This is a genomic window from Bacillus sp. L_1B0_5 (assembly GCF_000836715.1).
GTDB classification, from domain to species: domain Bacteria; phylum Bacillota; class Bacilli; order Bacillales; family Bacillaceae_G; genus Bacillus_A; species Bacillus_A thuringiensis_S.
Window position 1 is genome coordinate 53,077 of sequence record NZ_JXIS01000035.1, and the last position, 25,299, is coordinate 78,375.

The window sequence follows — 25,299 nt, forward strand, 5'->3', positions numbered from 1 at the left end:
TATTTCTGGAGAGGAGAAGGTATTGAAATCATGTCAAGATCTCAAGAAATTTCTAAGTGGTTTCGTAATTTACAACATTCGAAAAAACTAAGTTGGATTTCTTACGTTGTATTAGGAGCAGTGCTGTTTTTTGCGCTTATGAATAATGTAAAACCAGAGCAATTAGATGTTAACATGTATTCTATTGCGAAAAAGACAATCCATTCTCCTATAAAAATTGAAGATAAAGTTACAACGGATAAAAAGAAAAAAGAAGCCGCTACAAAAGTTGAAGATCAATATACATATAAAAGTGAGTATAAACAAAATAAAGTTGATATTGTGAATGACGTCTTTGCTAAAGTAGATGAAGTGGTGCAAGAGATTAAAGCTGTTGGACCGGATGATCAAAAAAAGATGACTGATGCTGAGAAAGTGGACAAGTTAAAAAAGAAACTACCTACTGACTTAACGAAAGAATTATCTGATTCAAACTTACTAAATTTGATTAATGCAGATTCGAGCCAATTAGTATTAGCGAAAGATGCTGCGGTCACAGCGATTAATAGTATCATGACTGAGCATATTAAAATGGACGAATTGAAAGATGCGAAAGAACGATATGTAAGTGAGATGAATAGTGTTAATGTTGATAATGGTTTAAAAGAGTCAATTAAGGCGCTAGGAAGATATGCGATTTCAGCGAACTATTTTTATGACCCGACCTTAACGAAAGAGAAGAGAAAAGCAGAGGAAGATTTAGTTCCACCTGTTTATATTCTTCAAGGGCAAGTTCTTGTTAGAGAAGGTGAAACAATTTCAAGTGATGTGTATAATCAGTTGAAATTAGTTGGTTTGTTAGAAAAAGGGAACGGCTTTCAACCTTATGTTGGATTAGCGGTACTCATTGGTGTGTTACTATACTTTATGCATAAACAATTTGAATTATTTTTAAAGAGAAAAAGAGAAGATAGACCGTATGTTTTAGCGTATATTACAATTTTGTCTATTACAATCGTCTTAATGAAAATCATTAGTTTATTTCAAAAACTTGAATATGCAGGGATTGCATATGTTGTCCCAGTTGCGATGGGAACAATACTTGTAAAACTAATGATTGGTGATCGATTTGTCTTTTTAACGAGTATGATTTTTTCTGTATGCGGAAGTATTATGTTTAATGAAGGAGTAACGAGTACATTAAATTATAGTGTAGGGATTTACGTATTGTTAAGTTCATTATCGGTTAGTATTTTCTTGCGAGAAAAAAATCGTCGTACAATGATTTTACAAGCTGGTATACTCGTTTCTGTATTAAATGTAGTCGTATTAGCGGCGCTCTTATTATTACGTAATGGGAATTTTTCGCCTCTTGAAATTGGTACGCAATTATTAATGGCTTCACTTTCAGGGATTATATCATCCGTTTTGGCTATGGGGATTTTACCATATTTAGAAAGTGGACTTGGAATCGTATCAAGTATGAAGCTTATGGAACTATCAAGTCCAAATCATCCGCTTTTACGCAGAATTTTGTTAGAAGCGCCAGGGACATATCATCATAGTGTAATGGTAGCGAATCTTTCTGAGGCTGCTTGTGAAGCAGTCGGGGCAAATGGTGTATTAGCGCGTGTAGGGGCATATTATCATGATGTAGGAAAAACAGTACAACCGCAATTCTTTATTGAAAACCAAATGGGAATTGAAAACCCGCATGATAAATTAGATCCTGTAACGAGTAAAGATATTATAATTGCTCACGTAACGGATGGAGTAAGAATGCTCGAAGAATATCATATTCCACAAGAAATTATTGATATCGCTGGGCAACATCACGGTACAACGTTACTGAAATATTTTTATTATAAAGCTATTAAAGAAGATAAAGAAAAATATACAGAAGAGATGTTCCGTTATCCAGGTTCAAAAGCAACTTCGAAAGAATCGGCAATTGTTGGTATTGCTGATAGTGTAGAAGCTGCGGTACGTTCTATGAATCACCCAACGCCAGAACAAATTAATAATTTGGTGCAAAGTATTATTAAAGATCGACTGCAAGACGGTCAATTTAGTGAATGTGATTTGACGTTTAAGGAACTACAAATCGTTGGAAAAACGTTGTGTGAAACGTTAAATGGTATTTTCCATTCGCGTATTACATATCCGGAACCTCCGGAAGAAAAGGAGAAAGAATGAGTTTGTTAATTGATTTTATTGATGAAACAGAAGAAGTAAAAGAAGAGTATATGAGTTTAATTCGTGAAGTGCTAGAAAAAGCAGCTCAAATGGAAAATATCGAGGATGGTGCGGAGGTATCGGTGACATTTGTAGATAATGAGCGCATTAGAGAAATTAATCGTGATTACCGAGATAAAGATCAACCTACAGATGTAATATCCTTTGCCATGGAAGAGATGGGAGAAGGAGAAATGGAGATTGTTGGTGCAGAGATGCCGCGCATGTTAGGTGATCTTATTATCTCTATTCCGAGGGCGAAAGAGCAAGCTGAAGAGTACGGACATTCTTTCGATCGTGAACTTGGATTTTTGGCGTTGCATGGCTTTTTACATTTACTTGGTTATGATCACATGACTGAAGATGATGAAAAAGAAATGTTCGGAAGACAAAAAGAAATTTTAGAAGCTTTTGGATTAGGACGATGAAAAAAGGAAAACTTATAGATAGTTTTGGATATGCTATAGCTGGTATATTCTTTTGTTTTCGTCATGAACGAAATATGAAAATCCATTATTTAGCCGCAGTCATTGTTATATGCTGCGGCTTTTATTTCCATATTACGAAAATAGAGTGGATGATATTACTTATTGTAATAGGGAGTGTAATGAGTTTAGAGATGGTAAATACGGCTGTGGAAAAAACGGTAGATTTAGCGACTGCCGATATTCATCCGTTTGCAAAAATTGCAAAGGATGTTGCGGCAGGAGCGGTTTTATTGTTTGCAATTATAGCTGTTATAATTGGTGCTATTATCTTTTTACCGTATATGGTATAGTTGCATTCCGAAGCTTTTATTAAGCTTTGGAAGTGCTGTAAGGGCCTTTAATGAGAGAGTGTATCTCTTCATAGCTGTGAACAGGAAGGATGCGGGAATATGAATAGTAAACAATTAATTCTAGAAGCAATCGAAGCGCGTAAACAAGCGTACGTACCATATTCTAAATTTCAAGTGGGTGCAGCATTATTAACGCGCGGTGGAAAAGTATATCGTGGATGTAATGTTGAGAATGCATCATATGGCTTATGTAATTGTGCTGAAAGAACGGCTTTATTTAAGGCGGTTTCTGAAGGAGATAAAGAATTTGTAGCCATTGCGGTTGTAGCAGATACAAAGCGCCCAGTACCTCCTTGTGGAGCATGTCGACAAGTTATGGTAGAATTATGTAAACAGGATACGAAAGTATACTTATCAAACTTACATGGTGACGTTCAAGAGACGACAGTCGGAGAATTGTTACCAGGAGCATTTTTAGCGGAGGATTTACATGAATAGAAAAGGTTATAAATCAGGTTTTGTCTCTATTATTGGCAGACCGAATGTTGGAAAATCTACATTTTTAAACCGTATTATCGGCCAGAAAATTGCTATTATGAGTGATAAGCCACAAACGACTCGTAATAAAATTCAAGGTGTATATACAGAAAATGATGCACAAGTTATTTTCATTGATACACCAGGAATACATAAACCTAAACATAAATTAGGCGACTTCATGGTAAAGATGGCGCAAACGACATTAAAAGAAGTGGATATTGTTCTGTTTATGGTTAATGCAGTTGAAGGATTTGGTCGTGGTGAGGAATTCATCATTGAGAAATTAAAAGAAACGAAACAACCAGTATTTTTAGTCATTAATAAAATTGACCAACTTCATCCAGAGCAATTACTAGAGTTAATTGATCAATATCGTAAACTACATGAGTTTGCAGAGATCGTACCAATTTCTGCGTTAGACGGTAATAATGTGGACGCTTTAATTGGAACAATTAAAAAGTATTTACCAGAAGGACCACAATACTATCCAGAGAATCAAGTGACGGATCATCCGGAGAGATTTATTATTGCAGAGCTTATTCGTGAGAAAGTACTACATTTAACACGTGAAGAAGTACCGCATTCTGTGGCTGTTGTTATCGATGCGATTCAAAAGCGTGAGGGCGGGGCAGTTTATATAAATGCAACGATTGTTGTTGAACGTGCATCACAAAAAGGAATCATCATCGGAAAACAAGGAAAAATGTTAAAAGAAGTTGGTAAGCGAGCTCGTTTTGATATTGAAGCGCTACTTGGTTCTAAAGTATTTTTAGAAGTATGGGTAAAAGTGCAAAAAGATTGGCGTAATAAAATGTCTCAGCTTCGTGACCTAGGTTTCCGCGAGGATGAGTACTAAAATAGAGTAAAGTTGTAATCAGTGGATGGTTGGTTCATCCGCTGATTATTGGTTTTTATGAACTTTGATAAATTAGGAAAAATTTTTCTCACATGAAAATGGACAAAATGGGTCAATTTAATAACAACAAAGGAAATTGGTTTATAGGCTACGCTTATTGAGAAAGGTGGATTCTTATGCTAGATTTTACCTGGAAGTTTTTCTCCAAAACAGGAAGCATTGAAACGTACTTGCTTTTGAAAGAAATGGAAAAAGACGTAAACGATGAGATGGATCAACATGAAGAGGAGCTAGCGCATCTAGACTCTCCAATTTCTTGACCCGTTTTGTTCAAACCTTGGATGGTGACGAACATGTTTCAAAAAGTTGAGGGCATCGTTATCCGTACGACAGATTACGGAGAAACGAACAAGATTGTTACAATATTCTCAAGAGAACTTGGTAAGATAAGTGCAATGGCAAGAGGGGCAAAAAAGCCGAAAAGCCGGTTAGCATCTGTGTCGCAACTAATGACACATGGCCATTTTCTTATTCAAATGGGATCTGGGCTTGGAACATTGCAACAAGGCGAGATTATTTCAACTATGAAAGAAATTCGCGAGGATATATTTTTAACTGCTTATGCATCATTTATTGTTGAGTTAACTGATAAAGCAACAGAAGATAAAAAACATAATCCGTATTTATTTGAAATGTTATATCAAACGTTGCATTATATGTGTGAGGGTGTTGATTCAGAAGTATTATCATTAATTTATCAAACGAAAATGCTTCCGGTATTAGGGATGCGCCCGTACTTTGATACATGTGCGATTTGTCATCAAGAAACAGACTTTGTCGCCTTCTCCGTCAGGGAAGGCGGTTTTCTGTGCTCACGTCATGCAGAGCAAGACCCATATCGTATACCGGTAGGAGAAGCTGTTCATAAATTATTACGTCTTTTCTTCCATTTCGATTTACATAGGCTCGGAAATGTATCGGTAAAGGATAGCACAAAAAAACAAATGCGTTTAGTATTGAATACATATTATGATGAATATTGCGGAATTTATTTGAAATCAAGACGTTTTTTAGAACAACTTGATAAGTTTCAAATATAATTTTGGGCCGTATACGGTCCTTTTTACATACTTTCTTTTTCGAATAGCATATTTAGTATATAATATTTAAGAGATAGTATAACTTTTTTCGTTGTGCATTAAAGGTGGTGATTATCATAGAGCTGAATAAACGGCAAGAACATATCATTCAGATTGTAAAAGATCACGGTCCTATTACAGGGGAATCAATTGCAGCGCAATTGGGTCTAACACGTGCGACGCTAAGACCAGACTTAGCAATTTTAACGATGGCTGGTTATTTAGAAGCACGTCCACGCGTAGGTTATTTTTATACGGGTAAAACTGGGGGGCAGCTATTATCTGAAGCTGTTAAGAAAATTAAAGTACAAGATTATCAATCTAGACCGGTTGTAATTGATAAAAATGTTTCCGTATACGATGCAATTTGTACGATGTTTTTAGAGGACGTTGGTACATTGTTCGTTGTAGATCAGATGACTCTATTAGTTGGTGTTGTGTCTCGTAAAGATTTATTAAGAGCGAGCTTAGGAAAGCAGGATTTAACCTCTCTTCCGGTTAATATTATCATGACAAGGATGCCAAACATTGCGATGTGTCGTAGAGAGGATTCTTTATATGATATTGCGATGGAATTAATAGAAAGACAGATTGATGCAATGCCAGTTGTAAAAGATACGAAACAAGGTTTAGAAGTGATTGGGCGAATTACAAAAACAAATATTACACGCGCGTTTGTAAATTTAGTAAATAACGAATAAGTGTAATTTGTTTAAAGTGAGGTAATGTAATGGATAATAAAATCGTATATGTCGTATCTGACTCTGTAGGGGAAACGGCTGATTTGGTTGTTCGAGCAGCAATGGGGCAATTCCCGTTTGCTCCTGATATTAGACGTGTACCGTATGTAGAAGATACAGGGACATTAAAAGAAGTGATTTCGATTGCTAAGAGTAATCAAGCACTTATATGTTTTACGTTAGTTAAGCCTGATATGCGCCAGTATTTAGTAACAGAGGCTGCAAAAGAAGGAGTAGAGGCATACGATATTATCGGCCCTCTTATTGATCAAATTGAAGAAATTACGGGGCAAGTGCCGAGATATGAGCCAGGTGTTGTCCGTAGGTTAGATGAAGAATACTTTAAAAAGATTGAAGCGATTGAGTTTGCTGTGAAGTATGATGACGGCAGAGATGCACGAGGTATTTTAAAAGCAGATATCGTGTTGATTGGTGTTTCGCGTACATCAAAAACACCACTTTCCCAATATTTAGCTCATAACAAACGCTTGAAAGTTGCGAATGTACCACTCGTACCAGAAGTTGACCCACCTGAAGAACTATATCAAGTGGCAAAAGAAAAATGTTTCGGTTTGAAAATTACGCCAGATAAGTTAAATCATATTCGAAAAGAACGATTAAAATCACTTGGATTAAGTGATGGAGCAACATATGCAAATATTAATCGTATTCAAGAAGAAATTGATCACTTTGAGGAAGTAATTAGTAAAATAAATTGCCAAGTAATCGATGTATCGAATAAAGCGATTGAAGAAACAGCAAATATTATTGTGAATGCAGTGCAAAACCAAAAAATGTTTTAGCACATTTACCAAAGGTGAATGTGCTTTTTTCGCTCGTGTGAAATATGATACCTATGGATTTTGTAATAGATTGTAGTGTAATGGTTATACTTATACTCCTTTGTCTTTTAGTATATTCAAGATGTGAGTTTGTCATCCTGAAATGTAAAATGAAAAAATAAAGGGATATGTAGCGTAGTTGAAGAAAATATATTATAATAAAAAATTGTGATAAAAACCTATATTTTACGTTTAGACTTTAATTTTTCAGAATAAACTAGGGATAGGATTTACGAAAAAGACATGTAATTACGTTAAATCGACAAAATCTATACAAGAAAACGCACATTATGGAAGGATTCACAGAAGGGATGTAGAATACAGAAATATGCAAAACATCAACAACATATTAGTTGGTGTAGATGTATATCCCGTGAAGGCTGAAATTGTGCAAGTTGGAGCGGAATTTCATGTCGGAATTTTGTTTGTCGCATCATATGCTCATCCTTTAAGGAAATAGCAAGGCAATTGGATCATTGTAGATACTGAACAAAATGGAGTTGATTGTTATATGGATCAACATGAAAAAGTTACAGATCTCAAGATCAAACAGTATATGTGGCTTGCTACTCTTCTTGTAAAAAGGTGTATATGTATTGTTTCTAAGAGATACATTTGTAACAGATGAGCAAATGTATACAATTTTATATAGCAAGTATGTATATGCGATTTATGCAGATAAAGGACCTATAGGAAAGGTTCAAAATCGTTTATACAATGTAATCGGCAACACTTTCTAACAAGTTTAGAAAAATATTGTCGAATTATAAAGGAATTTTTAAATTTATATCGAATACAAAATACGACACGGAGATGGAGTTATGGGGAACAGAATTCCCGAAGAAGTTGTTGAACAGATTCGGACATCATCCGATATTGTAGAAGTCATTGGTGAATACGTTCAACTTAGAAAACAGGGGCGTAACTATTTCGGCCTTTGTCCATTTCATGGTGAGAATTCTCCTTCATTCTCTGTTTCATCTGATAAGCAAATTTTTCATTGCTTCGGATGTGGAGAAGGTGGAAATGTATTTTCCTTTCTAATGAAAATGGAAGGACTGGCTTTTACCGAGGCTGTTCAAAAGCTAGGCGAAAGAAATGGAATTGCGGTTGCAGAGTATACATCAGGGCAAGGACAACAAGAAGAGATATCTGATGACACTGTCATCATGCAACAAGCTCATGAATTATTGAAAAAGTATTATCATCATTTATTAGTAAATACGGAAGAAGGAAATGAAGCACTTTCATATTTATTAAACCGTGGTATTACGAAAGAGATGATTGAGAAGTTTGAAATTGGTTATGCATCACCTGCTTGGGATGCAGCGACGAAAATTTTACAAAAAAGAGGTTTATCGCTGTCTAGTATGGAACAAGCTGGCCTTCTAATAAGAAGTGAGAAGGATGGTAGTCATTACGATCGCTTCCGTGGAAGAGTTATGTTCCCGATCTATACGTTACAAGGTAAGGTGATAGCGTTTAGTGGAAGGGCGTTAGGAGATGACACTCCGAAATATTTAAATAGCCCCGAAACGCCGATTTTTCACAAAAGTAAATTGTTGTATAACTTCCACCAAGCAAGACCGTTTATTAGAAAACGTGGGCAAGTGGTTCTTTTTGAAGGATATGCCGATGTACTAGCTGCGGTAAAAAGTGGTGTGGAAGAAGCTGTTGCGACAATGGGAACAGCTTTAACTGAAGAACAAGCAAAACTTCTGCGACGTAACGTTGAAACTGTTGTTCTTTGCTATGATGGTGATAAAGCAGGGCGAGAAGCGACGATGAAAGCAGGGCAATTATTGCTAAAAGTTGGTTGCCAAGTGAAAGTCACATCCTTGCCAGATAAGCTTGATCCTGATGAATATGTGCAACAATATGGGACTACCGCTTTTGAAAATCTTGTGAAATCAAGTATGAGTTTTGTTGGTTTTAAAATAAATTATTTGCGTTTAGGGAAAAATTTGCAAGATGAGTCTGGCAAAGAAGAATATGTGAAAAGTGTTTTAAAAGAGTTATCGTTGTTACAAGATGCGATGCAGGCAGAGTCATATTTGAAGTCATTGTCGCAAGAGTTTTCGTATTCAATGGAAACGCTTTTGAATCAATTGCACCAATATCGCAAAGAACAAAAGGTACAGCAAAAACAAATAAAGCAGGTTGCTAAACCGTCTCAAGTCGTTCAAACAAAACCGAAGTTAACAGGTTTTGAAAGAGCGGAAAGAGAAATTATTTACCATATGTTGCAAAGTGCAGAAGTAGCTGTTCGTATGGAATCCCATATAGAAGATTTTCATACAGAAGAACATAAAGGGATTTTATATGAACTATACGCATATTATGAAAAGGGAAATGAACCTTCAGTCGGAACATTTCTAAGTTGGCTCTCTGATGAAAAGTTGAAAAATATTATCACTGATATTTCGACGGATGAATTTATTAATCCAGAATACACAGAAGAAGTGTTGCAAGGCCATCTGGAGACGCTTAGACGGCATCAGGAAAAACTTGAAAAGATGGAGATCATCTTTAAAGTGAAACAAATGGAAAAAACAGATCCTGTAGAGGCTGCTAAATATTATGTAGCATATTTACAAAATCAAAAAGCGAGAAAATAGCTTTTTTGATAAAGTTTTAGTATAATGAATGTTTGTATCTCGCGTAAGGAGGGGAACAGATGGCTGACAAACCAGCTCGTTCTAAACAAATTGAAACTGAAATGACCCTTGAGCAAGTGAAGGAACAACTCACTGAGCTCGGAAAAAAACGTGGCGTTCTTACATATGAAGAGATTGCAGAACGCATGAATGGATTTGAAATTGAATCCGATCAAATGGATGAATACTATGAATATTTAGGTGAACAAGGCATTGACTTAGTTGGTGATAATGACAACGAAGAAGGCCCTAATAATCGCCAAATTACAAAAACAGAAGAAGAGTTTGACCTCAATGATTTAAGTGTACCACCTGGGGTTAAAATCAACGATCCTGTTCGTATGTATTTAAAAGAAATTGGTCGTGTAGACTTACTATCTGCAGAAGAAGAAATTCGACTTGCAACGCGTATTGAAGAAGGCGATGAAGAAGCGAAACGTCGTCTTGCAGAAGCAAACTTACGTCTTGTAGTAAGTATTGCAAAGCGCTACGTAGGCCGTGGTATGCTTTTCTTAGACTTAATTCAAGAAGGTAATATGGGTCTAATTAAAGCTGTTGAAAAGTTCGATTATCGTAAAGGTTTCAAATTTAGTACGTATGCAACTTGGTGGATTCGCCAAGCTATTACACGTGCGATTGCAGACCAAGCGCGAACAATTCGTATTCCAGTTCATATGGTTGAAACGATTAATAAGTTAATTCGTGTACAACGTCAATTATTACAAGATTTAGGTCGCGAACCGTCTCCTGAAGAGATTGGTGAAGAAATGGATCTTGCTCCAGAAAAAGTACGTGAAATCTTAAAAATTGCACAGGAGCCAGTTTCTCTTGAAACACCAATTGGTGAAGAAGATGACTCCCATTTAGGTGACTTTATTGAAGACCAAGAAGCAACATCGCCTGCGGACCATGCAGCCTATGAATTGCTAAAAGAACAATTAGAAGATGTGTTAGATACACTAACAGATCGTGAAGAAAATGTTCTGCGTCTTCGTTTCGGTTTAGATGATGGACGAACTCGTACGCTTGAAGAAGTTGGGAAAGTATTCGGCGTAACGAGAGAGCGTATCCGTCAAATTGAAGCAAAAGCACTTCGCAAATTAAGACATCCAAGTCGTAGTAAGCGTCTTAAGGATTTCTTAGAATAGGTTATTTTTTAAGTTTACTTCACCTTTGTGAAGTAAACTTTTTTATTTTGTTAATTTTTGTTAAAATTTAGCTATCGGCAACGATTACAATTTCTTGTAATTTATTTTACAGAATTGTCTTTTGATTTGCAAATGCTCATTTTTCGATTTTTCGATTAATTTTGTTTATTCTATACAAAAATATATGTAGAAAAGCGAAAAATATGATGAGAAACGTTAATAATTATCGAAATAATAAGCTATATGACAATAAAAAACAATAAACTGAATTTATGGAATATTTCTAACAAGTAGTAGTTTACTCTTTTCTGATAGAGCGTTTTCAAGTACAATGGAAATGACTGAATCATCTAACTATTTAGGGGTATAGAGGGGGGAGAAGAGATATGAAACGTAATCCGCTGATTCCGTTCGCTCTTATTGCAGCATTGGGTATTATCGTTATGTTTGTATTTTCATTTCAGGGGCTAAATAAATCTAAAGAGTTAGCTGATGCAAAAAATGGCGGGAAGCCAGCACAAACAGCATCAAAACCAGAGGATATTGTGAAGCAAAGCTGTACGAGCTGCCACGGTGATCAGTTACAAGGGGCAGTAGGACCTAACTTACAAAAAATTGGTGGGAAACTTTCAAAGGATGAAATTAAAGAAATTCTTTCGAAAGGAAAGGGCAATATGCCTGCCAATATAGTTCCAGCTGATCAAGCCACTAAAGTAGCTGATTGGTTATCGAAGAAAAAATAAAGTTCCGTATGACAAGTCTTTTGCTTATGCAAAGGGCTTGTTTTTCTATATTTTCTAAAATACGATAAATGATAGAGAAGTGAATTGTTGTTATAGGCTTGCAACAACTACTATAAATTCATTATCATGGAGACAGACTGACAAGAGAAGGAGTAATGGAAATACATGAATGAAGTAAAGCTTTCAAAACGATTAGAAGAAGTTGTACGTGAAATACCGGTAGGATCTACAGTTGCTGATATTGGATCGGATCATGCGTATTTACCGTGTTATACAATTATAAATAATATTGCTACAAAAGCAGTTGCAGGAGAAGTTGTAGATGGACCATTTCGTTCTGCGCAAGCAACTGTGGCTGAAAGTGGTTTGCAAGATAAAGTAGACGTTCGTAAAGGGAATGGATTAGCTGTTATCGCGCCAGGAGAAGTAGATGTTATTACGGTTGCTGGAATGGGTGGAGCGTTAATTCGTGACATTTTAGAAAGTGGTAAAGAAAAATTAGAAGGTGTAACACGTTTAATTTTACAGCCGAATATTGCAGCGCATCATATTCGTGAATGGTTTGTTGAAAATGGTTGGGAGCTTATCCATGAAAAAATCGTAAAAGAAGATGGGAAAATTTACGAGATTTTAGTAGGAGAGCGAGGAAATGTCGAAGCACCTTACTCGGAAAATAAGCAAGCGGGATTGTTTATGGGGCCATTTCTAATAAAAGCGAAAAATGAAGCTTTTGGTGAGAAATGGGAAGGGGAATTGAAAAACTTCCAAAATATTTTAAAACAGTTAGAACGTGCGGCTAATTCTGAAGAAACAAAAGCGAAGCGTGCGGAAGTAGAAGCGAAAATGAAAATGATAGAGGAGGTTTTATCATGAGTAAAATTCCAAACGGCCATGAAATTATTTCTTTATTTGAAAGTATGTATCCAAAGCATTTGGCGATGGAAGGAGATAAGATTGGACTGCAGATTGGAGCGCTTAATAAGCCTGTACAACACGTATTAATTGCGTTAGATGTAACGGAAGAAGTTGTGGAGGAAGCGATTCAATTAGGAGCGAATGTCATTATCGCGCATCACCCTTTAATTTTTAATCCGTTAAAAGCGATTCATACAGATAAAGCGTACGGAAGAATTATTGAAACGTGTATTAAAAATGATATTGCCATTTATGCAGCGCATACAAATGTGGATGTTGCCAAGGGCGGGGTAAATGATTTACTTGCTGAGGCGTTAGGGTTGCAAAATACAGAAGTTTTGGCACCGACATATGCAGAAGAAATGAAAAAAGTTGTTGTGTTTGTGCCAGTAACTCATGCAGAGGAAGTACGAAAAGCATTAGGAGATGCAGGAGCTGGTCATATCGGCAATTATAGCCACTGTACGTTTAATAGCGAGGGTACAGGTACGTTTGTACCTCAAGAGGGGACAAATCCTTATGTAGGGGAAACTGGACAGTTAGAGCGCGTAGAAGAAGTGCGGATCGAAACGATTATTCCAGTTTCACTACAACGAAAAGTGATTAAAGCAATGGTAACGGCACATCCATATGAAGAAATAGCGTATGATGTGTATCCACTTGATAACAAAGGCGAAACATTAGGGCTTGGGAAAATAGGATACTTAAAAGAAGAAATGACACTTGGACAGTTTGCAGAACATGTAAAGCAATCATTAGATGTAAAGGGTGCACGAGTTGTTGGGAAATTAGATGATAAAGTGCGCAAAGTAGCTGTACTTGGTGGTGATGGTAACAAATACATCAATCAAGCTAAATTTAAAGGAGCAGATGTATATGTAACAGGTGACATGTATTATCATGTTGCTCATGATGCGATGATGCTCGGTTTAAATATAGTTGACCCAGGACATAACGTTGAAAAAGTAATGAAGCAAGGTGTACAAAAGCAATTACAAGAAAAAGTGGATGCAAAGAAACTCAATGTACACATTCATGCTTCGCAATTACATACAGATCCATTTACATTCGTATAAGAAAAATAAAAACCGTTGCTCATATAGGCAACGGTTTTTATTATTGTTCTTTTTTCACTTTTACACGAGGTAATATTTTTTGTAACGGTACTTTTCGAACTCTCTCCCATGTAGCGGGATTCATTGGGTCATATTGATCTAAGAAAGCGATAACTTCTTTTGTAATTGGAGTTGGAGTAGAAGCACCTGCTGTAACAGCTACGTTTTCTACACCTTGTAGCCACTCTAATTTAATCTCACTTACGTCTGCAACGCGGTATGCTTTCGTACCAGCGATTTCTTGTGACACTTGTGCTAAACGGTTTGAGTTGTTACTTTTCGGATCACCGACAACAATTGTTAAGTCTGCAACATCAGCTTGTTTAGCGACAGCTTCTTGGCGAACTTGAGTTGCTAAACAAATTTCTTTATGGAATTCTGCTGTTGGGAATTTTTTTTGAATGTCCTCCATTAAATGTTGAACATCCCATTGACTCATCGTTGTTTGATTCGTTACTAAAATTTTATCTGTTGGGATTTCTAATGTTTTTAAATCATCGGCTTTTTCGATAAGGTGAACGATGTCAGGTGCAATACCAACTGCGCCTTCTGGCTCTGGATGATTTTTTTTACCGATATAAATGACATGATACCCTTCCGCTTTCTTAGCTTCGATAAGGTCATGTGTCTTGGTAACATCTGGACAAGTGGCATCGATTGTTGTTAAACCTTTTTCTTTTGCGCGTTGTTTAACTTCTGGAGAAACACCGTGTGCAGTGAAAATAACAGTACCAGAATCAATTTTATCTAAAATTTCTAAGCGACTTGGACCGTCTAATGTGATGATTCCATCTTCTTCAAAAGCGTCTGTAACATGTTTATTGTGAACAATCATACCTAAAATATAAATGGGTCTCGGCAATGATTTATCTAATGCGGCGTTACGTGCAATTACCATTGCATCGACAACACCGTAGCAATAACCACGAGGGGAAATTTTAACAATTTTCATATGAGTAATCCTCTCCTTCTAAACAAGGGATACTTTTGTGCATAGTCTTTTACATTATAAAGGAGGAGTGGATAGAAAACAAAGGATTGTTACACATATAGTTTTGGTTTTGTTGCTGTTTTTTGAACAGGCTCCTCTCGTAATTCTTTTTCTATGACTGGCTCAATCACTATTTTTTTTCTTTTTCTTTTTTTTTGTGGAGGAGGTGGAGTTGCTACCTCAACCTTTTCTGTTATGTCTTCAGCCTGATTTTTAGTTGAATCTTCTTCCGTACTTTTTCCAGAGGTGAGGATTTTAACAATGCTTGGTAGGTTACGCATAATAGGGCCGTACTGTTCGACGACAGGGCTTACAGATTGAACGACTTGGGATACTTTTTCTATATTGTTTATCATATTAGTTGGATTCGAAATTAAATTCGCAAAAAAACTGCCGATGCCGCTACTGGATGCTGCTGTAGTTGTTGCACCGCTGCGCGTTTCGTTTGATTCGTACATTTGAGGGGGAATCATTTGCTCTGGATGCTGCTGCATGTATGGTTGATATTGCTGTGAGTACTGCTGTGGGTATTGCTGTTGGTATTGGGGTTGATATTGTTGCCGATATTGAGGTGGCGGTTGCTGGTGCTGGTGCATCATTGGTGGCGGTCCTTCCATTTGTCGATAAGGCGGAACCATTTGCATATAAGGTTCGGTTGGATCGTGTTTTTTAAAGAGTTTAGCAAGGAACCCTTTCTTTTTTTGTGCCATCGGTGGTAGTTGTGGAATTGGATATGGTGTATAAGGTTGCTGCCCTTGATTTGGATACATTTGTCTTGTGGGGGATTTTGGAAACATGTGAGAAATCCTCCTTTCTTCAGTTAGGTATATACACATACAATATGCAATAAGGGGGAAGAAGGTTAGTTTTTGAAGGGAAAACCTAAACTAAAGATGGATTTTACTTGTAGATTTCGATATAATGTAGACTTGACTGATTTGTGCGCGCAGTAGAAATTTAGAAAGAAGGTGTAACTTATGACACAACAAACTTTTACACAGTATGATTTTAAACCATTTTTAATAGATGCAGTTCGTGAACTACGCTTTACAGAGCCGACAGGAATTCAGCAGAAAATTTTCCCGGTCGTGAAAAAAGGTGTAAGTGTAATTGGACAATCCCAAACAGGTTCTGGGAAAACACATGCATACTTACTTCCTACATTGAACAGAATTAATGCAAGCCGTGAAGAAGTACAACTTGTTATTACAGCACCTACTCGTGAGTTAGCACAACAAATTTACGAAGAGATTGTGAAATTAACAAAATTCTGTGCGGAAGATCAAATGATTACAGCGCGTTGTTTAATTGGTGGAACTGATAAACAACGTTCAATTGAAAAATTGAAAAAACAACCTCATATCGTAGTCGGGACACCAGGACGTATTAAAGACTTAGTAGAAGAACAAGCATTATTTGTTCATAAAGCAAATACAATTATTGTCGATGAAGCTGACTTAATGCTTGATATGGGATTCATTCACGATGTAGATAAAATTGCAGCACGCATGCCTAAAAACTTGCAAATGCTAGTTTTCTCTGCAACAATTCCTCAAAAACTAAAACCGTTTCTGAAGAAATATATGGAGAATCCAGAGCATATTCATATCAATCCAAAACAAGTTGCAGCTGGAAACATTGAACACTATTTAGTGCCTTCTAAACATCGTAATAAAATTGATTTAGTGAATAAAATGCTACTTCAATTTAAACCGTATTTAGCAGTTGTTTTCACGAATACGAAAAAGATGGCAGATCAAGTTGCTGATGGATTAATGGAACGCGGCTTAAAAGTTGGACGAATTCACGGGGATTTATCACCACGTGATCGTAAAAAAATGATGAAACAAATTCGTGACCTTGAATTCCAATATATTGTTGCGACTGATTTAGCAGCACGTGGTATTGATATTGAAGGAATTAGCCATGTTATTAACTATGAGCTACCATCAGATTTAGATTTCTTCGTTCACCGCGTTGGAAGAACAGCACGTGCGGGGCATTCTGGTATTGCAGTGACGATTTATGATCCAGCAAACGAAGAAGCGTTAGATAGCTTAGAAAAACAACGTCATATCGAGTTTAAACATGTAGATTTACGCGGAGATGAGTGGGCGGATTTAGGTGAGCGTCGTCGTCGTAAGAGCCGTAAAAAACCAAATGACGAACTTGATGTTATGGCAACGAAAGTTATTAAAAAACCGAAAAAAGTAAAACCAAACTATAAACGTAAACTTGCAACAGAACGTGACAAAGTGAAGAGAAAATATAGCAATAAAAAAAGATAAGGGGTTTCCCTTATCTTTTTTTAATCCCGCTAATTTAAATGAAGAGTATAGTTTGTTTAAATACTCATATAAATTTGTGTAGTGCGTCTTTTGTGAACAAACAATTCACTACATATTTCTACAAATTATGCTATCATTATATCTATTGTATATTGAAGAGGTGATTGTATGTTAAAGATTGGATCTCATGTTTCCATGAGTGGTAAGAACATGTTATTAGCAGCAAGTGAAGAGGCTGTTTCATACGGTGCAACAACGTTTATGATTTATACAGGTGCACCGCAAAATACACGAAGAAAACCAATTGAAGAATTGAACATAGAAGCAGGAAGAAAACATATGGAGCTGAATGGTATTGAGGAAATTATCGTCCATGCGCCGTATATTATTAATGTTGGGAATACGACGAAGCCAGAAACATTCCAATTAGGTGTAGACTTCCTTCGTATGGAAATTGAAAGGACATCGGCATTAGGTGTAGCGAAACAAATTGTTCTTCACCCAGGAGCGCACGTTGGTGCTGGAGCAGATGCTGGTATTCAACAAATTATTAAAGGGCTTAATGAAGTATTAACGCCAGAACAGACGGTTAACATTGCGTTAGAGACGATGGCAGGAAAAGGAACAGAATGTGGTCGTAGCTTTGAAGAAATTGCAAAGATCATTGATGGCGTAAAATATAATGAAAAGCTATCTGTATGTTTTGATACGTGTCATACGCACGATGCAGGATATGATATTGTAAATGACTTTGACGGTGTATTAAACGAATTTGATAAGATCGTTGGTATGGATCGTTTGCAAGTACTTCATATTAATGATAGTAAAAATGTACGCGGAGCAGGAAAAGACCGTCATGAAAACATCGGATTTGGTCACATTGGGTATAAAGCGTTGCATCACATTGTACATCATCCACAGTTAATGCATGTACCAAAAATTCTTGAAACACCGTATGTAGGGGAAGATAAAAAAGATAAGAAGCCACCATACAAATTGGAAATCGAAATGCTGAAAAACGGTACTTTTGATGAAGGGCTTCTTGAAAAAATTAAAGCGCAATAAGGAGGGGATTTCCCCTCCTTATTTTAGTAATTGCTGAAATAATGTATTTACTTGTTGGGCAGTGGCAGGGGAAGTTACTTTTGCAATCTGTTTTAAGAGCTCTAGTCGCTCGTTGTTATCGTAAATATTAATATTTTTACCTTTCATAAGTAAAACGATTTGGTCAGCTTGTGCAGTCGTAATAGAAACTTCATATTCTTTGCTATATTTTAATAACTCTTTTGTAGAAATATGATTTAATTTTTTATTAACAATTTGTTTAATGAGGTTCATCTTATTATCCTCCTTCAAGCGTTCTTCTATCGAAATATATGAGCATATAGCTTGTACATATTCGTATGGAGTTTCTTTTTTCATGAGGAAAAGAAGCGTATGTTATAATATAAGGACAAAACTACAGAAAAAAGAGTAAAGGGAGGACCTATGGAGCAAAAGCAACATCGAAAAGAAAGTGTTATTCATCTCATTTATCGTTTAGTTATGATTATTTTTGGGGCAGCATGCGCGGCGGTAGCGATTGAACTATTTTTAATGCCAAATAAAATTATTGATGGTGGAATTATTGGTATTTCTCTTATATTAGATTATCTTACTCCTAATATTTGGTGGTTAAGTTTTTCTACTTTAGTCGTTGTTCTCAATATCCCATTTATGTATTCGGGTTATAAGCAAATTGGAAAAACATTTATGTTATCTTCGGCATTTGGTATTGTAGCGTTAGCATTCATTGAGTCAACGTTACATGCGGTGCCACCGTTTACAACAGAGCCTATTTTAGCGACTGTGTTTGGTGGTCTTATTTTAGGTCTTGGTGTTGGACTTGTAATTCGTCATGGTGGATCGTTAGATGGAACTGAAATTATGGGGATTTTATTAACGAAGAAATTACCGTTCTCTGTTGGTGAATTCGTAATGTTTGTGAACTTATTTATTTTTGCATGGGCAGCATTTGTGTTTGGTGTGGAACAAGCGATGTATTCTGTTATGACGTACTATATTGCATTTAAAACGATCGATACAGTAATTCAAGGGCTAGATGAAACGAAAGCAGTTTTAATTGTATCTGATCAATATGAGGAAGTATCAAATGCGATTTTACATCGACTCGGCCGTGGAACTACAAAGCTTGTAGCAAAAGGTGGTTACACAGATAAAGAAAAAGAAGTTATTTATGCAGTTGTAACGCGTCTAGAAGTGACGAAGTTAAAGTCAATTGTGCATGAAATTGATGAAAATGCGTTTGTTACGATTATGAGCACGCAAGAGACAAATGGTGGTAAGTTTAAATCGGCTATTCACTAAACGTATATAGGAATATTTTTCGAAAGCAGAGAATTTTTCTCTGCTTTTTGTTATAATAATAAGGTTTCTTGAAAAAATAGATATATTTTAGGCAGATTGGTTTACAACTATAATAAGCTGTACTATAATTCAAATAGATATAAATCGGAATCATTCTGAATTAAAATAGGTGAGATGCTATGAATAATATATTAGAGATTGAAGGTTTAACATTCCGATACGAAGATCGGAATGTGTTAGAAAATATTAATTTGCAAGTTCCGAAGGGAGCTTTTTTAGGTTTAGTGGGACCGAATGGTTCAGGTAAATCAACTTTACTTAAGTGTTTATTAGGCGTTTTAAAGCCAAAAGAAGGAAGCATTCGTGTGTTTGGCGTTGATAGTAAGAAGTTTAAGGAATGGAATAAAGTTGGTTATGTATCCCAAAAAGCAAATAGTTTCAATTCTGGTTTTCCAGCAACTGTTTCTGAAGTTGTGTCAATGGGACTTGTTTCGAAAAAAGGGCTTTTTCGCTTTTTCACAAAAGAGGATAAGAAAAAGGTAGAAAAAGCAATTGCTGATGTAGGGATGAGTGAGTTTCAAGGTCGTAATATTGGAGAGCTTTCTGGTGGACAGCAACAGCGTGTATTTATTGCTCGTGCGCTCGTTAGTGATCCTGAATTGCTTATTTTAGACGAGCCTACTGTTGGAATCGATGTAAAAAATGTGGAAAGTTTTTACGAAATATTAGAGGATTTAAACAAAAGGTTGGGAATCACATTAATTCTTGTTACTCATGATATGGGAGCTGTTACCGAAAAAGTAACACATGTTGCATGTCTAAACCAACATCTACATTTCCATGGAAATGTAGAGAAGTTCCGAGAGTTAGAAGATGCAGAAATGTCCGTCTTATATGGGCATCATGTTCATCGTTTAGAACACGAGCATGAGCATCACGGGAGGATATAATGATACAAGATTTTTTACAATATGACTTTTTACGTAATTCTTTATACGCAGGTATTTTAATTGGACTTGTTGCACCGCTAATAGGTGTGTTTGTTGTTATTCGTCGTTTATCTCTTATTGCGGATGCATTAAGTCACGTGACGTTATCAGGTATTGCAGCAAGTTTATTACTTGAAAAAACCATTTTTACAGGTGGATTTTTAAACCCCTTATATATGGGGATGGTTTTTTCAATTGGTGGAGCGCTATTAATCGAAAAGTTAAGAACTGTATATAAGCACTATCAAGAATTAGCAATTCCGATTATCCTTTCGGCAGGGATGGGAGTTGGAGTTATTTTCATTTCACTTGCAAATGGATTTAACACAGACTTATTTAGTTATTTATTTGGTAGTGTCAGTGCTGTAACAAGTACGGATTTAATTATTATTGGGATTGTAGCAATTGTTGTTGTTGCGACAATTATTTTATTATATAAAGAGCTGTTTCTACTATCATTTGATGAGGAATACGCAGTATCAACTGGTTTAAGAGCGAAATGGATTCACTTTATTTTCATTATATTAGTTGCTCTTGTCATTGCAGTATCAATGCGTGTAGTAGGGGTTCTTCTCGTATCATCATTAATGACGTTACCAGTTGCAGCAAGTATTCGTATTGCTAAAGGATTTAAACAAACAATTTTCTTTTCCATTTTATTTGGTGAAATTGCGGTAATTGGTGGAATGTTTGCTTCGTATCAACTTGATCTAGCACCAGGTGGTACAATTGTTATGATAGCAGTTCTTATTTTAATCGGTGCGATTTTATGGAAGAAGAAAAAAACTGCATAAAGTAGGGATAGGTATGAATCTAACAGAAGCTTTACGCCTAATGAAAGAAAAAGGATACAAACATACTGGAAAAAGAGAAGAGATGCTCAGATTATTTGCAGCACATAATCGTTATTTAACTGCGAAAGACGTTTTAGAGCATATGAAAGACGATTATCCAGGGCTTAGTTTTGATACGATTTATCGTAACTTAACAGTTTTTGCTGAGATTGGTGTTTTAGAACAAACGGAATTAAATGGTGAAAAACATTTTCGTTTTACTTGTTCTATTATGGAACATCATCATCATTTTATTTGTTTGGATTGTGGGGGGACGAAAGAGATTACTTCCTGCCCAATGGATTTTATGAATAAAGATTTTACTGGTTATGAAGTAACGGGTCATAAGTTTGAAATATATGGTCGTTGTCCAAAATGTGCAAAGTAAAAGCTCGTCGGTTATATAACTGACGAGCTTTTTTACGTAGAAAAGAAGGTTGCTCACAAATATTGTGGCAACCTTCTTTTTATTGTTCTTGTGTCTCTTTTTCTTTTTCTCGTTCAGCAGCCATTTCAGCAGCAATTACGTCGATTTCTTTTTTCAGTTCTTCTACCATTGTTTCTTCTGGTACTTTACGAACGACTTGCCCTTTACGGAATAATAATCCCTCTCCACGTGCACCGGCAATACCGATATCAGCTTCACGAGCTTCACCAGGACCATTTACAGCGCAACCAAGTACTGCAACTTTAATTGGTACTTGAAGTGTAGAGATGTATTCTTCTACTTCGTTAGCGATGCTAATTAAATCGATTTCAATACGACCACAAGTTGGACAAGAGATAAGTGTTGCTGCGTTAGACGCAAGACCGAATGATTTTAATAGTTCACGAGCAACTTTTACTTCTTCAACTGGATCAGCACTTAATGAAATACGCAGTGTATTTCCGATGCCTTTACTTAAGATTGCTCCAAGACCAGCGGCACTTTTTACAGTTCCAGCAAACAATGTTCCGGATTCTGTAATACCTAAATGTAATGGGTAATCAAAAGCGCGAGCAGCTTTCTCGTATGCTTCGATTGCTAAGTTAACATCAGAGGCTTTCATAGATACGATAATATCGTGGAAATCTAAGTCCTCTAAAATTTTAATATGATGTAGCGCACTCTCAACCATACCATCAGCAGTTGGGTATCCATACTTTTCTAAAATGTGACGCTCTAATGAACCAGCGTTTACACCGATACGGATTGGAATACCGCGCTCTTTTGCTGCATTTACAACAGCTTCTACTTTATGGCGACGACCAATATTCCCTGGATTGATACGTACTTTATCAATGCCACCTTCGATTGCTTTTAAAGCAAGGCGATAATCAAAATGAATATCAGCAACAAGTGGAATGTTGATTTGTTTTTTTATATCAGCAATAGCATTAGCTGCGCGTTCATCTGGAACGGCAACACGGACGACTTGACAGCCAGCTTCTTCTAAACGCTTGATTTCGGCAACTGTTGCTTCAACATCATGTGTTTTTGTTGTTGTCATACTTTGTATAATTAATTCATTATTACCGCCAATTGTTAAATTACCGACTTTAACTGGACGTGTTTTTGTACGATGAGTCATTTCATTCACGAATAGATCGCTCTCCTTATAAAAGAAGTTTCTTATTTAGTCCCTCATATCAATGATAGTATACGTGATATAGGGCTATAGAAACCGAAGTACTCGGTTTCACTTTTACTATTGTATCAGCGCCTTTATGTAATTGACAAGGATTAAGTGATAGCTTATTGATATAACGGGAATTTATAAGACTTTCCAATTTGTATTTTTGTAGCAGATGTACTTTTGTTTAATTGTTTAAAGTCGTCAATGACTTTTTCTATGGAAGGAATTTTTTTCTTGTTAATTTGTTCTGTAATAGAAAGAACTGTCTCACCAGTTTTTACTTCAATTGTTTTATAAGATACATCCGTTTCTTTTTCTGTTTTGTTCTCTTTATTTTGTTGGTTGTCTGTATTTTCTTTTTTAATCGTTTGGGCAGCAGTTGTTTTTTTATATGAACTTAACATCGGTAAAGTACCGATTTTTATATCGTAATAAAATATATAACCGAGAACAAGCACGAATAGGAATATACCTAACCTCTTCATATTCTTCACTCCTTTGCTAGGAATATATGCTTGTCCAAAAAAAAAATGCCTATTTAGGCATTTTTTTCGTTCTTATTTTTCTTTCGGTCTTGGAACTTCTTTAATTGTTAAGTACAGAACGATTAAAGCAACAGCGATATAAATGAACGTTGCCCCAGGTACGACGATTTTGAATAAGTCCATAATCATGAAGAAAATGGTTGGGATTGTGTAACTGTACGCAGTCAGTGTCCAAACTTGTTTATAGGATAATTTACGTTGACCGCTCATGGCAGAACCGATGAAGGCCAGTAAAGTTACTCCTACAAAAGTGATAAATAGTTGGAATAGGTACACTAAAAATCCGATGACAAATAGTAAAATTGGGTAAATATTATCGAATAAAGAAATGAATTCTTGTAGATCTTTTTTCTCAAGAGATGCACCTAACAAATCGTTATAAGAATACGTTTGTGTTTGACCATTTCCCATAGAGACTACTTTATCTTTTAAAACAAATAAACCTGTTTTATTTTGATATTTTTCTAGGTCTGTTGAATTTGGATCAAATACGAAAAGTGCATTTCCTTCTTCTTTTTCAATAGGTTGATCAATATCGGCTTTTAGTTCGCCATTTTCAATTTTAAAATCAGGTAAATCTTTATCGATGACTTGATTTACCATGTTTACACTATCTTGGATAAAGCTACCGTACAAGAAAGTTCTTGGAATAGTAGTAATTAAGCAAAGTAGCATAATATACAAAATGGTTTTACCGATTTTTTGAAAACGGAATAGCGCCATATCTTTAGGCGAGTATATGCTTTTTACGAATTGGGTAAATATGGACATAGATTCACTTCCTTTATGTATGTATAGAATCATTGTAACGTAGGAATCTAGAGAATCTCAAGATATATTATATTTACATATAGTGGAGATAACTAAATTTCTTTTTATTAACTTTCTTCTTTTAAATGAGAAAAATACAATTGACACTTTTCTTTTCTATATGGTAAATTTATCTTACATTTCTTAAACGATATATCCGATAGGAATTCCTTTATTTGATATGTTGTTACATACATAATTGTGGACCCTTAGCTCAGCTGGTTAGAGCAGACGGCTCATAACCGTCCGGTCGTAGGTTCGAGTCCTACAGGGTCCATATCCATTTCGCATGTTTATATGTTAGCAGGAAGCTTCCTTGTAGAAGGAAGCTTTTTTTACGGAATATATGAGCATTTTAATTGAAAAGAAGTGGGAATTTTGCTACTTTAATGATAGCAAGACAATGTGATTTATTTGTTTGCACCCTATGGCAATTAGGGTAGAATGAAGTTGTATGTCACTTAAGTGGCAATACATAAACTGGGAGGAATATAACAATGGCAAAACACGAATTACCAAATTTACCTTATGCGTATGATGCTTTAGAGCCTCACTTTGACAAAGAAACAATGAACATCCATCATACAAAACATCACAACACTTACATTACAAACTTAAACGCTGCTTTAGAAGGTCATGCAGAATTAGCTGACAAAAGTGTAGAAGAATTAGTTGCAAACTTAAACGAAGTACCAGAAGCAATCCGTACAGCAGTACGTAACAATGGTGGCGGACATGCTAACCATACATTCTTCTGGACAATCCTATCTCCAAACGGCGGAGGACAACCTGTAGGTGAACTTGCAACTGCAATTGAAGCAAAATTCGGTAGCTTCGATGCATTCAAAGAAGAATTCGCAAAAGCTGGCGCAACTCGCTTCGGTTCTGGTTGGGCTTGGTTAGTAGTAAACAATGGTGAGCTAGAAGTAACAAGCACTCCAAACCAAGATTCTCCTTTAACTGAAGGTAAAACGCCAGTTATCGGTTTAGATGTTTGGGAGCATGCTTACTACTTAAACTACCAAAACCGTCGTCCAGACTACATCGGTGCATTCTGGAACGTTGTAGATTGGAACGCTGCTGAAAAACGTTACCAAGAAGCAAAATAATTGTAATAAATATAGAAAAAAGCTAGGGGAGAACCCCTAGCTTTTTTCTATGCTTTCCTTTTAC

28 protein-coding genes and 1 tRNA gene are annotated in these 25,299 nt (G+C 36.1%); 23 read left to right on the top strand and 6 right to left on the bottom strand.

Annotated features, from left to right (window positions below):
* The first annotated feature begins 30 nt into the window (after positions 1-30).
* The 15 genes from RT27_RS11785 to RT27_RS11845 all read left to right on the top strand — a co-directional run bounded on the left by RT27_RS11785 (position 31) and on the right by RT27_RS11845 (position 13,648).
* Complete coding sequence (locus tag RT27_RS11785; RefSeq protein WP_029443317.1) at positions 31-2,175, top strand: HD family phosphohydrolase; 2,145 nt, start codon at positions 31-33, stop codon at positions 2,173-2,175.
* Complete coding sequence (ybeY, locus tag RT27_RS11790; protein ID WP_016080260.1) at positions 2,172-2,642, top strand: rRNA maturation RNase YbeY; 471 nt, start codon at positions 2,172-2,174, stop codon at positions 2,640-2,642. The genes RT27_RS11785 and ybeY overlap by 4 nt, the downstream gene beginning before the upstream one ends.
* The gene (locus RT27_RS11795) at positions 2,639-2,992 is read left to right on the top strand and encodes a diacylglycerol kinase family protein (protein ID WP_000715464.1); all 354 of its coding nucleotides are present in this window, start codon (positions 2,639-2,641) and stop codon (positions 2,990-2,992) included. The genes ybeY and RT27_RS11795 overlap by 4 nt, the downstream gene beginning before the upstream one ends.
* Positions 2,993-3,091: 99 nt before the next feature.
* A complete protein-coding gene (locus RT27_RS11800; RefSeq protein ID WP_001086285.1) occupies positions 3,092-3,490 on the top strand; it encodes a cytidine deaminase in 399 nt (132 codons plus the stop codon).
* On the top strand, positions 3,483-4,388 hold the full coding sequence (gene era, locus RT27_RS11805; protein WP_001080230.1) for a GTPase Era: 906 nt from the start codon (positions 3,483-3,485) through the stop codon (positions 4,386-4,388). Before RT27_RS11800 ends, era begins: the two co-directional genes overlap by 8 nt.
* 176 nt (positions 4,389-4,564) lie before the next feature.
* Entirely contained in the window at positions 4,565-4,708 is a 144-nt protein-coding gene (locus RT27_RS32405) for a YqzL family protein (RefSeq protein WP_000883924.1), read from the top strand.
* Between the two features lie 33 nt (positions 4,709-4,741).
* Positions 4,742-5,488 carry a DNA repair protein RecO gene (gene recO, locus RT27_RS11810; RefSeq protein ID WP_000487007.1) on the top strand — a complete coding sequence of 249 codons (747 nt, stop codon included), beginning with the start codon at positions 4,742-4,744 and terminating at the stop codon, positions 5,486-5,488.
* Between the two features lie 107 nt (positions 5,489-5,595).
* The gene (locus RT27_RS11815; RefSeq protein WP_000583756.1) at positions 5,596-6,228 is read left to right on the top strand and encodes a helix-turn-helix transcriptional regulator; all 633 of its coding nucleotides are present in this window, start codon (positions 5,596-5,598) and stop codon (positions 6,226-6,228) included.
* 29 nt (positions 6,229-6,257) lie between these two features.
* Positions 6,258-7,070: a pyruvate, water dikinase regulatory protein gene (locus tag RT27_RS11820; RefSeq protein WP_000368944.1), complete on the top strand. Its 813-nt coding sequence runs from the start codon at positions 6,258-6,260 to the stop codon at positions 7,068-7,070.
* Between the two features lie 635 nt (positions 7,071-7,705).
* The gene (locus RT27_RS35215) at positions 7,706-7,849 is read left to right on the top strand and encodes a hypothetical protein (protein ID WP_000479733.1); all 144 of its coding nucleotides are present in this window, start codon (positions 7,706-7,708) and stop codon (positions 7,847-7,849) included.
* Between the two features lie 81 nt (positions 7,850-7,930).
* A complete protein-coding gene (dnaG, locus tag RT27_RS11825) occupies positions 7,931-9,727 on the top strand; it encodes a DNA primase (RefSeq protein ID WP_043936251.1) in 1,797 nt (598 codons plus the stop codon).
* A gap of 59 nt (positions 9,728-9,786) precedes the next feature.
* Positions 9,787-10,914: an RNA polymerase sigma factor RpoD gene (gene rpoD / locus RT27_RS11830; RefSeq protein ID WP_000764066.1), complete on the top strand. Its 1,128-nt coding sequence runs from the start codon at positions 9,787-9,789 to the stop codon at positions 10,912-10,914.
* Between the two features lie 386 nt (positions 10,915-11,300).
* Complete coding sequence (gene cccA / locus RT27_RS11835) at positions 11,301-11,657, top strand: cytochrome c550 (protein ID WP_000828142.1); 357 nt, start codon at positions 11,301-11,303, stop codon at positions 11,655-11,657.
* Between the two features lie 165 nt (positions 11,658-11,822).
* The gene (locus RT27_RS11840) at positions 11,823-12,530 is read left to right on the top strand and encodes a tRNA (adenine(22)-N(1))-methyltransferase TrmK (protein ID WP_043936252.1); all 708 of its coding nucleotides are present in this window, start codon (positions 11,823-11,825) and stop codon (positions 12,528-12,530) included.
* A complete protein-coding gene (locus tag RT27_RS11845) occupies positions 12,527-13,648 on the top strand; it encodes a Nif3-like dinuclear metal center hexameric protein (RefSeq protein ID WP_043936254.1) in 1,122 nt (373 codons plus the stop codon). The genes RT27_RS11840 and RT27_RS11845 overlap by 4 nt, the downstream gene beginning before the upstream one ends.
* Positions 13,649-13,688: 40 nt before the next feature.
* On the opposite strand, the gene RT27_RS11850 is transcribed toward RT27_RS11845, so the two are convergent.
* Both RT27_RS11850 and vrrA read right to left on the bottom strand, forming a co-directional pair.
* A complete protein-coding gene (locus RT27_RS11850) occupies positions 13,689-14,639 on the bottom strand; it encodes a 4-hydroxy-3-methylbut-2-enyl diphosphate reductase (RefSeq protein WP_000706657.1) in 951 nt (316 codons plus the stop codon).
* Between the two features lie 89 nt (positions 14,640-14,728).
* Positions 14,729-15,475, bottom strand: a complete 747-nt coding sequence (gene vrrA, locus RT27_RS11855; RefSeq protein ID WP_043936256.1) for a VrrA/YqfQ family protein — start codon at positions 15,473-15,475, stop codon at positions 14,729-14,731.
* 180 nt (positions 15,476-15,655) lie between these two features.
* On the opposite strand from vrrA, the gene RT27_RS11860 reads away from it, so the two are divergent.
* Positions 15,656-16,966, top strand: a complete 1,311-nt coding sequence (locus tag RT27_RS11860; RefSeq protein WP_000194023.1) for a DEAD/DEAH box helicase — start codon at positions 15,656-15,658, stop codon at positions 16,964-16,966.
* A 168-nt stretch (positions 16,967-17,134) separates the two neighbouring features.
* Positions 17,135-18,031, top strand: coding sequence for a deoxyribonuclease IV (locus tag RT27_RS11865; RefSeq protein ID WP_043936258.1), 897 nt, complete (start codon positions 17,135-17,137; stop codon positions 18,029-18,031).
* A gap of 18 nt (positions 18,032-18,049) precedes the next feature.
* Here RT27_RS11865 and RT27_RS11870 read toward each other — a convergent pair whose 3' ends face one another.
* Positions 18,050-18,304, bottom strand: a complete 255-nt coding sequence (locus RT27_RS11870) for a DUF2624 domain-containing protein (RefSeq protein ID WP_001048958.1) — start codon at positions 18,302-18,304, stop codon at positions 18,050-18,052.
* A gap of 150 nt (positions 18,305-18,454) precedes the next feature.
* On the opposite strand from RT27_RS11870, the gene RT27_RS11875 reads away from it, so the two are divergent.
* The 4 genes from RT27_RS11875 (at position 18,455) to RT27_RS11890 (ending at position 21,543) form a co-directional block, all read left to right on the top strand.
* On the top strand, positions 18,455-19,333 hold the full coding sequence (locus RT27_RS11875; RefSeq protein ID WP_000435960.1) for a YitT family protein: 879 nt from the start codon (positions 18,455-18,457) through the stop codon (positions 19,331-19,333).
* Between the two features lie 179 nt (positions 19,334-19,512).
* Complete coding sequence (locus RT27_RS11880; protein ID WP_001059662.1) at positions 19,513-20,283, top strand: metal ABC transporter ATP-binding protein; 771 nt, start codon at positions 19,513-19,515, stop codon at positions 20,281-20,283.
* Complete coding sequence (locus RT27_RS11885; RefSeq protein WP_000613817.1) at positions 20,283-21,116, top strand: metal ABC transporter permease; 834 nt, start codon at positions 20,283-20,285, stop codon at positions 21,114-21,116. The genes RT27_RS11880 and RT27_RS11885 overlap by 1 nt, the downstream gene beginning before the upstream one ends.
* A 13-nt stretch (positions 21,117-21,129) precedes the next feature.
* A complete protein-coding gene (locus RT27_RS11890) occupies positions 21,130-21,543 on the top strand; it encodes a Fur family transcriptional regulator (RefSeq protein WP_001054516.1) in 414 nt (137 codons plus the stop codon).
* Between the two features lie 79 nt (positions 21,544-21,622).
* Here the strand turns inward: RT27_RS11890 and ispG are convergent, their stop codons facing one another.
* The 3 genes from ispG to yqgB all read right to left on the bottom strand — a co-directional run bounded on the left by ispG (position 21,623) and on the right by yqgB (position 24,087).
* A complete protein-coding gene (gene ispG, locus RT27_RS11895) occupies positions 21,623-22,726 on the bottom strand; it encodes a flavodoxin-dependent (E)-4-hydroxy-3-methylbut-2-enyl-diphosphate synthase (RefSeq protein ID WP_161114734.1) in 1,104 nt (367 codons plus the stop codon).
* Positions 22,727-22,890: 164 nt separating this feature from the next.
* A complete protein-coding gene (yqfZ, locus tag RT27_RS11900; RefSeq protein WP_016080270.1) occupies positions 22,891-23,256 on the bottom strand; it encodes a protein YqfZ in 366 nt (121 codons plus the stop codon).
* Positions 23,257-23,328: 72 nt separating this feature from the next.
* Positions 23,329-24,087, bottom strand: coding sequence for a protein YqgB (yqgB, locus tag RT27_RS11905; protein WP_029443312.1), 759 nt, complete (start codon positions 24,085-24,087; stop codon positions 23,329-23,331).
* 242 nt (positions 24,088-24,329) lie between these two features.
* Here yqgB and RT27_RS11910 point away from each other — a divergent pair.
* A tRNA-Ile gene (locus RT27_RS11910) sits at positions 24,330-24,403 on the top strand.
* A gap of 220 nt (positions 24,404-24,623) precedes the next feature.
* The gene (gene sodA, locus RT27_RS11915) at positions 24,624-25,235 is read left to right on the top strand and encodes a superoxide dismutase [Mn] (RefSeq protein WP_001052031.1); all 612 of its coding nucleotides are present in this window, start codon (positions 24,624-24,626) and stop codon (positions 25,233-25,235) included.
* Positions 25,236-25,299: the final 64 nt, after the last annotated feature.